The 12870-nt window shown below is 71.5% G+C and carries 13 protein-coding genes; 9 read left to right on the top strand and 4 right to left on the bottom strand.

Features of this window, described 5'->3' with window-relative positions:
• Window positions 1–16: 16 nt before the first annotated feature.
• A complete protein-coding gene (locus AB0B63_RS11950; protein WP_357017342.1) occupies window positions 17–457 on the bottom strand; it encodes a MarR family transcriptional regulator in 441 nt (146 codons plus the stop codon).
• Window positions 458–552: 95 nt separating this feature from the next.
• Between AB0B63_RS11950 and AB0B63_RS11945 the strand changes: the two genes are divergently transcribed.
• The 7 genes from AB0B63_RS11945 (at window position 553) to AB0B63_RS11915 (ending at window position 8838) form a co-directional block, all read left to right on the top strand.
• Window positions 553–1692, top strand: coding sequence for a substrate-binding domain-containing protein (locus AB0B63_RS11945; protein ID WP_208566111.1), 1140 nt, complete (start codon window positions 553–555; stop codon window positions 1690–1692).
• 585 nt (window positions 1693–2277) lie between these two features.
• Complete coding sequence (gene urtA, locus AB0B63_RS11940) at window positions 2278–3522, top strand: urea ABC transporter substrate-binding protein (protein WP_208566110.1); 1245 nt, start codon at window positions 2278–2280, stop codon at window positions 3520–3522.
• 63 nt (window positions 3523–3585) lie between these two features.
• A complete protein-coding gene (gene urtB, locus AB0B63_RS11935; protein ID WP_208566109.1) occupies window positions 3586–4473 on the top strand; it encodes an urea ABC transporter permease subunit UrtB in 888 nt (295 codons plus the stop codon).
• Window positions 4470–5657, top strand: a complete 1188-nt coding sequence (gene urtC / locus AB0B63_RS11930) for an urea ABC transporter permease subunit UrtC (RefSeq protein ID WP_219461649.1) — start codon at window positions 4470–4472, stop codon at window positions 5655–5657. Before urtB ends, urtC begins: the two co-directional genes overlap by 4 nt.
• Complete coding sequence (gene urtD / locus AB0B63_RS11925; protein WP_208566107.1) at window positions 5654–6409, top strand: urea ABC transporter ATP-binding protein UrtD; 756 nt, start codon at window positions 5654–5656, stop codon at window positions 6407–6409. The genes urtC and urtD overlap by 4 nt, the downstream gene beginning before the upstream one ends.
• Entirely contained in the window at window positions 6409–7101 is a 693-nt protein-coding gene (gene urtE / locus AB0B63_RS11920) for an urea ABC transporter ATP-binding subunit UrtE (protein WP_208566106.1), read from the top strand. Before urtD ends, urtE begins: the two co-directional genes overlap by 1 nt.
• Window positions 7102–7200: 99 nt before the next feature.
• Entirely contained in the window at window positions 7201–8838 is a 1638-nt protein-coding gene (locus tag AB0B63_RS11915; RefSeq protein WP_357017335.1) for a CotH kinase family protein, read from the top strand.
• Here the strand turns inward: AB0B63_RS11915 and AB0B63_RS11910 are convergent.
• The 3 genes from AB0B63_RS11910 to AB0B63_RS11900 form a co-directional block, all read right to left on the bottom strand.
• Complete coding sequence (locus tag AB0B63_RS11910; protein WP_208566472.1) at window positions 8835–9377, bottom strand: Rieske (2Fe-2S) protein; 543 nt, start codon at window positions 9375–9377, stop codon at window positions 8835–8837. The two genes, AB0B63_RS11915 and AB0B63_RS11910, sit on opposite strands and share 4 nt — an antisense overlap.
• A gap of 132 nt (window positions 9378–9509) precedes the next feature.
• On the bottom strand, window positions 9510–10172 hold the full coding sequence (locus tag AB0B63_RS11905; RefSeq protein WP_219461659.1) for a DUF6529 family protein: 663 nt from the start codon (window positions 10170–10172) through the stop codon (window positions 9510–9512).
• Window positions 10172–10912 carry a hypothetical protein gene (locus AB0B63_RS11900; RefSeq protein ID WP_208566104.1) on the bottom strand — a complete coding sequence of 247 codons (741 nt, stop codon included), beginning with the start codon at window positions 10910–10912 and terminating at the stop codon, window positions 10172–10174. The genes AB0B63_RS11905 and AB0B63_RS11900 overlap by 1 nt, the downstream gene beginning before the upstream one ends.
• 190 nt (window positions 10913–11102) lie before the next feature.
• Here AB0B63_RS11900 and AB0B63_RS11895 point away from each other — a divergent pair, with 190 nt between their 5' ends.
• A complete protein-coding gene (locus tag AB0B63_RS11895) occupies window positions 11103–12056 on the top strand; it encodes an ion transporter (protein ID WP_357017331.1) in 954 nt (317 codons plus the stop codon).
• Between the two features lie 254 nt (window positions 12057–12310).
• Window positions 12311–12790: a potassium transporter TrkA gene (locus tag AB0B63_RS11890; RefSeq protein ID WP_208566103.1), complete on the top strand. Its 480-nt coding sequence runs from the start codon at window positions 12311–12313 to the stop codon at window positions 12788–12790.
• The last annotated feature ends 80 nt before the right edge of the window (window positions 12791–12870 follow it).

Raw genomic sequence — 12870 nt, 5'->3', positions numbered from 1 at the left:
CCGCCGTGGTTGCCGGTCAGCCGGCGCGGACCGGCAGTCGGCGGGGGTCGAGCCGGGCGACGAGGTCGACGAGCTGGCCGGTCAGCGTCGCGTCGTCGATGATCCCGGCCAGCTCTGCCCGGACGAGGGCATCGATGCGTTCGTGTTCGCGCCGGCCCCGGGGCGTCAGGTAGGCCCGGATGCGTCGCCGGTCGAACGGGTCGATCCGGCGGTGTACCAGGTTCTGGTCGACGAGCTGATCGACGATCTTCGTCAGGGTGCCCGGCGGCAACGACTCCTCGGTGGATACTTCGCTCATCGGGTGACCCTGCCCGTCGGCGAGTCGGCAGAGCACCCGCCACGCCTCGACGGTGAGCCCCTCGGCGGTGAGCACCACACCGACCCGACGGGCGAGCAGCCGTTCGGCGCGGGTGAGCGCGCGCATCAGGTCGACGGGCGTGGTGGGATCGTCGGCCATGTCTCTCCCCGTTCGGTGGCTTGCCATGTTACCGAAGCGTCCCGGTTTTCGGTCGGGTCTGGTGGCCCGCCAGGGTTGCCGGCAATCATGTCAGCATGTCCGTGCCGGTGCCCGGCTCCCCCGGCCTGCCGGAGCCGTTGTCCCGCCCGGGCGGCACGGCCGGTGCGGCCCCCTGGCTGACCGTCGACCGGTCGGTGGTCAGTGTCGCGCTGGTCTTCCCGATGCGCGGCCCGGCCGGCATGTTCGGCCCCACCTGTGAGCTGTGCGCCCAGTTGGCGGTGGAGGAGGTCAACCGGGCCGGCGGGGTGCTCGGTCGGGAGCTGCGGCTGGTGCCGGTCGACGGCGGTGCGCCACCGGCCGAGGTCGCCGCCGAGGTGGAGGCGCTGGTGTCGACCGGTGCGGTGCAGGGGGTGACCGGTTGGCACATCTCGTCGGTCCGGCAGGCGGTGGCGCCGAGGATCGCGCACCGGGTGCCGTACGTCTACACCGCCCTGTACGAGGGCGGGGAGCGTACCGAGGGGGTGTTCCTGACCAGCGAGACACCCGACGCCCAGCTCCGGCCGGCGATGCGGCTGCTCGCCCGGGAGCAGGGCGTACGACGCTGGTACGTGGTGGGCAACGACTACGTCTGGCCACGCCGGACCGCGCAGGCCGCCCAGCGCTACGCCCGCGACGACGGGGCGCGGGTGTGCGGGCGGGCCTTCCTGCCGTTGGGCACCGAGGACTTCGGGCCGGTGCTGCGGGCGGTCGAGCGGGCCGAGGCCGACGCGGTGCTGATGCTGCTCGTCGGGGCCGACGCCGTCCGGTTCAACCGGGCCTTCGGCCGGTCCGCACTGGACCAGCGGTGCCTGCGGTTGAGCACCCTGATGGACGAGAACATGCTGATGGCCAGCGGTGTCGGCGGCACCCGCCGGTTGTTCAGCACCGCCGGGTTCTTCGCCGGCCTGGTCACCCGGGAGAACCTCGACTTCCACGGCGCGTTCGCCCGCCGGTTCGGGGTGGACGCCCCGCCGCTGGGCAGCCTGGGGGAGTCCTGCTACGAGGGCGTGATGCTGCTCGCCGCCCTGATCACCCGGGCCCGCACCCTGGACGTACGGGCGATCGGCGCGGCTGCGGACGCCGTCACGTACCACGGCCCCCGGGGTGAGCTGCACCTGCGCCACCGCCACGTCCGCCAACGCATCTACCTCGCCGAGGCCGACGGCCTCGACTTCACCGTCCTCTCCCAACTCTGACCCCCACCCCACCCCACCCCCGGCCTCACCCACCCCCCAGACCCCAGTGATCAAGAGGTTTGCGTCACCAAACGGCCGACGGATGACGCAAACCTCTTGATCACCGGGGAGATGCGGGGTGGGGCGGCGTGGGGGAGTGGGCGTGGGGGTCGGGTGGTGGTTGACAGGGGGGTGGGTGGGGGCTCTAGGATGCTTCCTGCGTGAAGTAATCGCCATTCCTGCCATTGTGGGGCGTGCGGCCGGGTTTTTTGGTCGGGTGCCTGTGCCGGTGGTGGCGGATGCTATTTCGCGGATTCTGTTGAGGTCATCGTCGGTTTGCGGCGGTGGCCTTTTCTTATGCGCCGAGATCGATTGGTGAAACAGCCAATTAAGGGCTGGGAAACGTGGCGGCAATCAATTGGGCAGAGGCTCTTGCTGCCCGAAGTCCACTGCGGACCGCCACGGTGACGTCCCACCCGTCGCCCGGCGGTACCGCCGACGACCACCGCTACCGCACCGATTGCCGAGTTGGACCAATGTCTGCCGACCAGTGCTGGTCGGCACGGAAAATCGTCCGGCGAAATTCGCTCCGCGCAGGGAGAATGAATGTCACAGTTCCGGGGCCGCCGCATCCTGGCGGGCGCCATGACCCTGATCGCCGCCGCCGCACTCACCGGTTGTGGCAGCAAGACCTCCGACGAGAAGTCGACCGCCGGTGTCAGTGCCGACGTCTCCGGCGACTCCGTCAAGGTCGGGCTGCTCAACTCGCTCTCCGGCACGATGGCCATCAGCGAGGTCACCGTGCGGGACTCCATCATGCTGGCCGTCGAGGAGATCAACGCCGCCGGTGGCGTGCTGGGCAAGAAGATCGTCCCGGTCGGTGAGGACGGTGCCTCCGACTGGCCCACCTTCGCCGAGAAGGCCGAGAAGCTGATCTCCCAGGACCGGGTCGCCGCCGTCTTCGGCTGCTGGACGTCGGCCAGTCGCAAGGCGGTCAAGCCGGTCTTCGAGAAGAACAAGGCGCTGCTGTTCTACCCGGTGCAGTACGAGGGGCTGGAGCAGTCGCCGTACATCTTCTACACCGGGGCCACCACCAACCAGCAGATCGTGCCCGGCCTGGACTATCTCAAGGCGCAGGGCAAGAAGTCGGTCTACCTGGTGGGCAGCGACTACGTCTTCCCGCGTACCGCCAACAAGATCATTAAGGCGTACGCGGCGGCGAACGGGATGACCGTGCTCGGCGAGGACTACGCCCCGCTCGGTTCCACCGAGTTCGGCACCATCGTCAACAAGGTCCGCTCCGCCAAGGCCGACGCGGTGTTCAACACCCTCAACGGCGACAGCAACGTGGCGTTCTTCAAGGAGTACACCTCCGCCGGGCTGACCGCCGCGAGCATGCCCGTGGTGTCGGTGTCGATCGCCGAGGAGGAGGTCAAGGGGATCGGCACCCAGTACCTCAAGGACCAGTTGACCGCCTGGAACTACTACCAGACCACCCCCGGCGCGGCCAACCAGAAGTTCGTCGCCGCCTACAAGGCCAAGTACGGCGCGGACAAGCCGACCAGCGACCCGATGGAGGCCGCCTACGTCGCGGTGTACCTGTGGAAGGCGATGGTCGACAAGGCCGGCACGTTCGAGGTGGAGAAGGTCCGGGCCGCCTCCGGTGGCATCACCTACGACGCCCCGGAGGGCCTGGTCACCGTGGACGGCCCCACCCAGCACATCGCCAAGACCGCCCGGATCGGCAAGGTCGGCGCCGACGGGCTGATCGCCGAGGTGTGGAACTCGGGCAAGCCGATCACGCCCGACCCGTACCTGAAGAGCTACCCCTGGGCGAGCGGCCTGAGCTGACCGATCCCGGCCCGGGCGGGAGGCACCCCCGCCCGGGCCGACCCACCACTTCGGAGCGCGAACGTGACAGTCCTCTTCGGTCAGCTCTTCACCGGCATCAGCATCGGCGCGGTGCTGCTGCTCATCGCCCTCGGCCTGGCGCTGACCTTCGGCCAGATGAACGTGATCAACATGGCGCACGGTGAGTTCATCATGGCCGGCGCCTACACCACCTACGTCCTGCAGCAGACCGTGACGGCCGCCGGCTGGTCGCTGCTGGTGGCGCTGCCGGTCGCCTTCGCGGTGGCCGGCACCATGGGCGTGCTGCTGGAGGTGCTGCTGATCCGCCGCCTCTACGCCCGCCCGCTGGACACCCTGCTGGTCACCTGGGGCGTCTCGCTGATGCTCCAGCAACTGGCCCGCGACGTCTTCGGCAGCCCCAACGTGCAGACCCGCGCCCCGGCGCTGCTCACCGGCAACATCTCTCTGCCCGGCGGGCTCACCGTCGCCAACAACCGGCTGTTCATCCTGGCCCTCGCGTTGGCCGCCGTGCTGGCGCTGACCCTGGCACTGCGGCTCACCCCGCTCGGGCGGCGCATCCGCGCGGTGGTGCAGAACCGCGATCTCGCCGCCGTCTCCGGCATCCCCACCGCCCGGGTCGACCGGACGACCTTCTTCATCGGATCCGGGCTGGCCGGCGTCGCCGGGGTCGCGCTGACCCTGCTCGGGCCGATCGGCCCCACGATGGGCACCAACCTGATCATCGACGCCTTCCTGGTCGTCGTGGTCGGCGGCATCGGCCAGCTCAAGGGCAGCGTGATCGTCGCCTTCGCGCTGGGCGTGCTCCAGGCCACCGGCGAGTACCTCACCACCCTCAGTGTCGCCAAGGTGATCGTCTTCGTGGCGATCGTGGCGTTCCTCCAGTGGCGGCCCCAGGGGCTGTTCACCCTGCGTACCAGGAGTCTCGCATGACCGCCGCGCCGCTGGTCGGCACCGATCCCGCCAGCGCGGCCGGCACCCCGGCCGGTGGCCGGCGGGGCCGCCGGTTCGACGGCCCGGCCCGCACCGCCGCCGGGTTCGCCCTCGGGGCGGCGCTGCTGTTCGCCGTCGCCCCGCTGACCCTGTCGGACTTCCGGCTGTCGCTGCTGGCCAAGTACCTGTGCGTGGCGATGGTCGCGGTCGGCATCGGCATCGCCTGGGGTCGGGGCGGCATGCTCACCCTGGGCCAGGGGGTGTTCTTCGGCCTCGGCGGCTACGCGATGGCGATGCACCTCAAGCTCGCCGACGCCGGCCCCGGCGAACTGCCCGACTTCATGCAGCTCTACGGCCAACTCGACGAGTTGCCGTTGTGGTGGCGGCCGTTCGCCAGCCCGTGGATCGCCCTGCCGGCCACCGTGCTGCTGCCGATGGCTGTCGCGTTCGGCCTCGGCTCGCTGGTCTTCCGCCGCCGGGTCCGCGGCGCCTACTTCGCCATCCTCAGCCAGGCCCTCGCCGCCGCGATGGTGATCCTGCTGGTCGGCCAGCAGGGCACCACCGGCGGCACCAACGGCCTCACCGACATCCAGGGCTTCTTCGGGTACGACCTGGACGACCCGGTCAACCAGCGGATGGTCTACTTCATCATCGCCGCCAGCCTGCTCGCGCTGCTGGCCCTGGCCCGGCAACTGATCCGCAGCCGCTACGGCGAGTTGCTGGTCGCCGTCCGCGACGGTGAGGAACGGGTCCGTTTCCTCGGCTACGACCCGGCCGGCGTCAAGCTCGTCGGCTACGTGATCGCCGCCGGGATGGCCGGGCTGGCCGGGGCACTGTTCGTCCCGGCGGTCGGGATCATCTCACCCGCCCTGATCGGGATCGTCCCGTCCATCGAGTTCGTCATCGGTGTCGCGGTCGGCGGCCGGGCCACCCTGCTCGGTCCGGTGCTCGGCGCGGTGGCGGTGGCCTGGGCGCGTACGGCCCTGTCGGAACGGTTCCCGGGCACCTGGACGTACCTGCAGGGCCTGCTGTTCGTGCTGGTGGTGGCGTTCCTGCCGGGCGGCCTGGCATCGCTGTGGGTGCTGGCCCGGCAGCGCCGGTCGGACCCGGCCGGCGCGCGGTGGTGGCGGCGGACCCGGCCGGTGGACCGGGCCGAGAACCGGACGGAGGTGTCGGCGGCATGACCGGCCCGCAACTCGACGGCCTGTGCGTACGCGGCCTGCGGGTCACCTTCGACGGCTTCACCGCCGTCGACGGGATCGACCTCGACGTGCCGCCCGGCGACATCCGCTTTCTGATCGGCCCGAACGGGGCGGGTAAGACCACAGTGGTCGACGCCGTGACCGGGCTGGTCCGGGCCACCGGCTCGGCCCGCTTCGGCGACCGGGAACTGCTCGGTCGCGACGTGCACCGCATCGCCCGGCTCGGCATCGGCCGCACCTTTCAGACCGCCTCGGTCTTCGAGGAACTGACCGTGGTGCAGAACCTCGACATCGCCGCCGGTGCCACCCGGAACTGGTGGACGTTGGCCCGACGACGCAACCGGATCCCCGACGAGGTGGCCGCCGCGCTGGAGACGATCGGGCTGACCGACCGGGGTGACCAGCTGGCCGGCGCGTTGGCGCACGGGCAGAAGCAGTGGTTGGAGATCGGCATGCTGTTGGTCTCCGACGCCCGGCTGCTGCTGCTCGACGAACCCGTCGCCGGGATGAGCCACGAGGAACGCGACGCCACCGGCGCCCTGCTGGAGACGGTCAGCCGGGATCGCACCGTGGTGGTCATCGAACACGATATGGACTTCCTGCGGCGCTTCGCCCGCAGCGTGACCGTGCTGCACGCCGGGAAGGTGCTCAGCGAGGGCACCGTCGCCCAGGTCCAGGCGGACCCCCGGGTGCAGGAGGTCTACCTCGGCGTCGACACCGCACCGGAGGCGTGATGTTGGATCTGCGTGGCGTACACGCCGGCTACGGCCGCAGTGAGGTGCTGCACGGGGTGGACGTGGCCGTCCCCGCCGACGGGGTGGCCGCCGTGCTCGGCCACAACGGCGCGGGCAAGAGCACCCTGCTGCGGGTCGCCGTCGGGCTGCTGCGGCCCCGCGCCGGCACGGTCACCCTCGACGGGGAGGACGTCACCCGGCTCGCCCCGCACCAGCGGGTCGCCCGGGGCCTGGCGTACGTCCCGCAGGGCCAGCAGTGCTTCCCGCACCTGACGGCGGCGGAGAACCTGCGGCTGGTGGCCGACGGCCGGCGTGACGGGGCCGCCGCCACCGCCGAGGCGCTGGACCTGTTCCCGGCGCTGCGCCCACTGCTGCGGCGGCGGGCCGGCCTGCTCTCCGGCGGCCAGCGGCAGCAGTTGGCCATCGCCCGCGCGCTGGTCACCCGGCCCCGGCTACTGCTGCTCGACGAACCCACCGAGGGCATCCAACCCTCGGTGGTCGCCGAGATCCAGGACCGGATCGTCGAGCTGGCCACCGGGGCCGGCATCCGGGTGCTACTGGTGGAGCAGCACCTCGGCTTCGCGCTACGGGTGGCGACCCGGCACTACGTGCTGGAGTCCGGCCGGGTCACCGCCACCGGCGACGGTGGCCGGGACGCCGAACGGTCGGTCCGCCAGGCGCTCGCTGTCTGACCGTGTTGGATCGATGACCGAAAGTGGTCGAACCTGTAACATTGGCGTGCGTAGATGGCATGGAGGTGCTTCAACCGCCCGTGACGCAGGGGAGTGACTGTGCGGAATCTGCCGGCCCGGATCCTGGGCGTCGTGACCGCGATCTCGCTCGGTGTGGTCGGCGGCCCGTCGCCGACCCCGGACCGGCCGGCCGGCGCGTCGGCCACCGCCGCCCCGGCGGCGGACCCGGCCGACGAACTGACCGGCGACATCGTCTTCTCCACGCCGAGCGGCACCTTCCGGGACGCACTCGCGGTCTCGTTGCGGACGACGGTGACCGACGCCGAGATCCGCTACACGACCGACGGGGCGCTGCCCGGGACGGACTCCCCCCGGTACGACGGCACCCCGGTGGCCATCTCCGCCACCACCCAGCTACGGGCCGCGGCGTTCGTCGACGGGGTGGCGACCGGCGACCCGGGCACCGCCCTCTACGTCGAGCGGGCCGTGGACGTCAGCCTCGACCTGCCGATCCTGCTGATCGACGGGTACGGCCAGGGTGCGCCGGGACGGGAGTTCGTCGATGCGGCAGCCCTGCTCTTCGCGCCGACCGGGGGACACGCGTCGCTCTCGACGCCACCCACCCTCGCCACCCGGATCGGTTACCACCTGCGCGGCACGTCGAGTTCCCTGTTCGACAAGGCGCCCTACCGGGTCGAGTTCCGGGACAACGAGGACGACGACGTCGACCATCCGGTGCTCGGCATGCCGGCCGAATCCGACTGGGTGCTGCGGGGGCCCTACACCGACAAGGCGTTGATCCGGGAGGCGTTCACCTTTGACCTGGCCCGCGAGATGGGGTTCGCGGCCCCCCGGTACGCCTTCGTCGAGTTCTACCACAACGTCGCGGACCGGCCGGTGAACGCCGAGGACTACCAGGGCGTCTACCTGATCGTCGAGACCATCAAGAACTCGAAGAACCGGCTCGACCTGAAGGACCTCGACCCCGACGACGTCACCCTGCCGGCCATCTCCGGCGGGTACATCTTCAAGTTCGAGTGGCTGACGGCCGAGGAGCCGACCCTGGAGTGCCAGGGACGGCCCGCGACCTGCTGGCACTACCTGGAGGTGGTCGACCCCTCGCCCCTGCAACCGGAACAGCAGGCCTGGCTCACCGGGCACCTCCAACAGTTCAACGACCTGATGCAGTCCCGCGACTTCGCCGATCCGAGCACGGGCTATCCCGCCTGGATCGACGTGGGATCGTTCGTCGACTCGTTCATCGTCAACGAGCTGACCCGCAACTTCGACGCGTACGCCCGCAGCTCGTACTTCCACAAGGACCGCGGCGGCAAGATCACCGCCGGGCCGCTGTGGGACCTCGACCTCACCTACGGCATCGGTGGCGGGGACAACCTGGAGACCACCGGTTGGCAGTACGCGCAGCCCCGCTGGCCGAAGCCCAACAACTGGATCAACCGGCTGGTCACGGACCCCGGGTTCATGGCGCTGGTCCGGGCCCGCTGGGCCGCTCTCCGCCAGGGTCCGCTCTCCGCCGCCGGGCTCGACGCGCGCCTCGCCGCTCTCACCGCGCCGCTGGCCAACGCCGCCGACCGCAACTTCCAGCGGTGGCCGAACCTGACCACCGAGAAGATCGGCCCCATCGTCACCCCGACCGCCGACACGTGGCAGGGGCAGCTCGACTACCTGCGGGACTGGCTGGACCGGCGGATGGCGTGGCTGGACTCCGCCGTCTAGGCCAGCCGGATGTCGTCACCGTCGACGGTCACCGCCCGGGGCGGCAGCGGGCTACCGGCCGGGCCGCTGCGCACCGCGCCGTCGGCGATGCCGAAGACGCTGTTGTGGCAGCCGCAGACGATGGTGCCGTCCTTGACGGAGGTGACCGTGCAGCCCTGGTGGGTGCAGGTCGCCGAGAACGCCTTGATGGTGCCGGCGGCGGGTTGGGTCACCACCACCCCCTCGGCCTTGAAGATCTTGCCGCCGCCGACCGGGATGTCCGCCACCGCGGCCAGCGCCGCCGGGGCGGGCGGCTGCTCGCCACCTCCGGCGGGGGAACCGCTCGCCCCCGCGGACGGCCCGGCCGCGCCCGGTGAGGCGCCGGCCGGGTTGCCACCCGCAGGAGCCCCGGCGGAACCGCTGGCCGCCGGAGCGGCGGCCGGTGCCGTCGACTCACCGTACGTCTGGCAGCCGGTGAGCAGGGCGGTCACGCCCACCCCACCGGCACCGGCCAGCACGGCCCGCCGGGACGCACAGCCCGCCCCACGTTCGTCGCACATCTGCCCGTCGTTCCTCTCGTGTGTCACACGCCCACCCTGTCCACGGGCCGCCGCCGCGGCACGTGCCCGCCCCGCGTATCGGCTACCGGCCCGCGTCAGCCACCCGGCCCGCGTATCGGCTACCGGCCCGCGTCACGTGCCCACCCCGAAGGTGGTGAAGTACCACAGCGACGAGGTCACCCAGATTCCCATCAGGACGGTGAAGAGCAGCCCACCGACGACCGGCAGGACCCAGCCGGCCAACCCCCGCTTGGGCAGAGCCAGCATCTTCATGGTGAAGATGCCGAAGAAGAGGCAGCCGAGCAGCGAGTGCAGCAGGGTCCGCAGGTCGTAGTCGGCGAAGCCCAACGCGTAGAGGCAGTGCACCGCCACCGGCACGGTCAGCAGGAACGCCACCCGGCCGCTCCACCGGTGCAGCCCCCCCGCCCAGGAGGGCGAGAAGCTACCGAGCCGGCCCCACATCGACAGCGCGGTGACCAGCTGCACCACGGCGAAGAAGGCCGCCCCGGTGCCCAACCAGACCTTGACCGCCTGGGGGCTGGAGAAGCCGGCCACGTTCACCGCGATCCCGGTGGGCTGGTGCACCTTGGCGTACGCCCCGATGGCCACCGTGACCGCCGCCCCGACCAGCAGCGGTACGACCACCGAGGCGGGTGGTCCGCCGGAGGCGGTGGACGGCGTACCGGTCGGGTCGGGCGGGATCCCGACGGACGGGGGGTCGGACAGGACCCGGACGGACAGCCCGTCGTCGACGTCGCGTCCCACGTCGGTCTCGAACCTGCGGCGGGCGGTCATCACTCACCGACGCCCGGGTCGGCCGTCACCGGGGCCGCGGTGACGGTCCGGCCGTCGAGGATGGTGGTGCCGAACGCGGGGTCCAGCGGCGGGGCCGACACCGCAGTGCCGTCGCGGGTCACCACCCCGATCTGGCTGCCGTCGGGCAGCATGATCCAGCCGCCGTCGACACCGGAACGGCGCTGCTGCGAGGTGGCCCGGTAGAGCACCGGGTCGGGCTTGCTGGTCTGCTTGGCGGTGAACTTCCACCGGCGCTGGCCCACCACCATCTCGCCGGAGGCGACGCCGTCGCCGAAGGAGCCGGTGAGCACCTCGCCCTTCTTGCCGGTCAACTTCATCCGGCCGTCGGCGGCGGTGCCCTTGAGCCACACCTCCAGTTTCTTGCCGTCGCAGACGTACGCCACCGCCTTACCGTCGGTGACGGTGATCGCGATGGTGGCGCCGCCGTCGAGCCGCCCGGTCCAGTTGGAGTCGGCCTTGGCCGCCGGTGGTGTGCTCGGCGGTGGCGTCTGCGGCGGGGCGGGCTGGCCCCGCTGCTCCGACGGCTCCGCCGGGGTGGCGTCCGGTGCCGGCTCCGCTGGTGCGGCGGGCGACTCGACGGCGGCCTCGGGCGAGGCCGCCGCGTTCGCGGCCGGCCCGGCGTCGACCGTACGCGGCGCCGCCTGGGCGCTCATCGCGAACAGGACGGCGGCCATGCCCGTCCCGGTCAGCAGGGTGAGCAACGGGGTCATGCGCTTCATGAGCAGCTCCCTTCACCGGGATGTACGAAGTCCGGGCCCCGGTCGTTCAATGTCGCGGCGAGAAGCTGTGCCCGAAAGTGGGCCGGTGGCCGGTCGGTGACTTTCGGTGACCGTCCGGGGTGGCCGTTAGGGTGTCGGCATGGCTGCCGCGTTTCCGCCCCGCTGCGGGACCGGGTGACCGGTGCCGCCCGTGGCCACACCCCTGTCGCCGGTTCCCACCCCAGGGGGTGCCCCCGATCCCGGTCCCGCCGACCTGTCCGGCCTGCCCAGGTGGTGTGCCCGCATCGCCCGGTCGCGTCCGTTCGAGGCGGCGATCGTGGTGCTCATCATGGCCAACGCGGCGGTCCTCGGGGTGGAGACCTATCCGGATCTCGGTGCGGCCCGACCCGCGTTGCACTGGCTGGAGCTGAGCTTCCGGGTCGCCTTCGTCGCCGAGATCGCCATCCGGGTGCTGGCGTACGGGCGTCGGCCGCAGGACTTCCTGCGGCACGGGTGGAACGTCTTCGACCTGGTGGTGATCGCGGCGATCTTCCTGCCCGGGCTGCACGGCGACTCGGCGCTGCTGCGGGTCGTGCGGGTGGCCCGGGTGCTGCGCCTGGTGCGTTTCTCGCCGGGGCTGCGCACCATCGTGGCCGCGCTGTGGCGCAGCCTGCCCGGTGTCGGTGGGTTCCTCGCGCTGGCCATGGTGACCCTCTACGTCTACGGCATGGCCGGCTGGCTGATCTTCGGCCGGGCCTACCCGGAGCAGTACGGCGACATCGGCCGGTCGCTGCTGACCCTGTTCGTGCTGCTGTCCCTGGAGACCCTGCCGGATCTGGTGGAGCAGGGGATGGCGTTGTCCCCGTGGACCCTCGTCTACTACGTCAGCTATGTGCTCATCACGGTCAACCTGTTGCTGAACATCCTGATCGCGGTCATCGTGAACTCGATGGAGGAGGCCCGCCGGCTGGAGATGACCGAGCGGCTGGCACCCGGCTACGACGCCGACGGCGACGGGGTGCCCGACGAGGTGGACCGGATCGCCCTGACCCAGCGCCTGGACGACCTGCGGGCGGTGATCGCCGAGCTGGAACGTGAGCTGCGCATCGACCGGGACGACCCGGCGAGCCGGCACCGGTCGGCCGAACGCTCCGACGCCCGTTGACGACGGGCGTCGGCATCCGCCGTCGACATGTCACCCGGACCGTCGGCCGCTGACCGGCCGGTGCCGGTCGGTGGACCCGTGACCGTCGCCCCCGAGCGGAGCCGAGGGTCCGTCGGCACCCCCTTCGACGTCCAGGTTTCCCGAATGGTGGGACGGTGGAGGTGGGCGGTCGCGCCCCGATCATGATAGGGATGAAGGGGCGCGCGGCCGTTACCGGCCGGACGCCCCTTCGATGTTGGGCGAAGGAGGTCGGTGTGCGGTTCGAACGTACGGTCATTCACGGGGTCGGACTCTGCCAGCGCTTCGCCACCGCGCACGGCCAGTGGGCCAGCGTCATCTCCCACCCCGGCGGGCGGCGCGACATCGTGATCTACCACCCCGACGACACCGACACCGCGGTCGGCACGCTGGTGCTCGACCAGTCCGAGGCACAGGCCGTCGCCGGGGTGCTCAACCAGGCGGTCACCGTCGACCACCTCGCCGAGCTGGAACGCCAGCTCCCCGGCGTCACCGTCGTGCGAATACCCGTCGCCGTGGGCGGCGCCGGCGACGGAAAACGTTGGCGGGACACCGCGTCGTCCGGCCTGCCGCTGTCGCTGCTGGCGGTGGTCCGCGCCGGCCGGGTCGTCCCGACCCCCGGCGACGACTACGTCCTGCTCGCCGGCGACGAGGTCGTCGTCGCGGGCGCGGAGGCGGCCACCACGGCCGCCGTGGACGTGTTCGCCGGTCACTGACCGGGTACCACCACCGACCGACCAACCACTGGTGACGCCACCGCCGCGGTGGCCGTGCGACCCGGGGACGCCCGTCCCCG

The organism is Micromonospora sp. NPDC049081, from assembly GCF_040648835.1.
In the GTDB taxonomy this organism is placed as follows: domain Bacteria; phylum Actinomycetota; class Actinomycetes; order Mycobacteriales; family Micromonosporaceae; genus Micromonospora; species Micromonospora antibiotica.
Note: the sequence above shows the minus strand (reverse complement) of the source record. Positions and strands in the feature narration are given on the sequence as shown.

Bases quoted from the DNA above. Each gene is read 5' to 3' on its own strand.
- AB0B63_RS11950 (WP_357017342.1), bottom strand. From the start codon at position 457: ATGGCCGACGATCCCACCACGCCCGTCGACCTGATGCGCGCGCTCACC.
- AB0B63_RS11945 (WP_208566111.1), top strand. From the start codon at position 553: ATGTCCGTGCCGGTGCCCGGCTCCCCCGGCCTGCCGGAGCCGTTGTCC.
- urtA (WP_208566110.1), top strand. From the start codon at position 2,278: ATGTCACAGTTCCGGGGCCGCCGCATCCTGGCGGGCGCCATGACCCTG.
- urtC (WP_219461649.1), top strand. From the start codon at position 4,470: ATGACCGCCGCGCCGCTGGTCGGCACCGATCCCGCCAGCGCGGCCGGC.
- urtD (WP_208566107.1), top strand. From the start codon at position 5,654: ATGACCGGCCCGCAACTCGACGGCCTGTGCGTACGCGGCCTGCGGGTC.
- urtE (WP_208566106.1), top strand. From the start codon at position 6,409: ATGTTGGATCTGCGTGGCGTACACGCCGGCTACGGCCGCAGTGAGGTG.
- AB0B63_RS11910 (WP_208566472.1), bottom strand. From the start codon at position 9,377: ATGTGCGACGAACGTGGGGCGGGCTGTGCGTCCCGGCGGGCCGTGCTG.
- AB0B63_RS11905 (WP_219461659.1), bottom strand. From the start codon at position 10,172: ATGACCGCCCGCCGCAGGTTCGAGACCGACGTGGGACGCGACGTCGAC.
- AB0B63_RS11900 (WP_208566104.1), bottom strand. From the start codon at position 10,912: ATGAAGCGCATGACCCCGTTGCTCACCCTGCTGACCGGGACGGGCATG.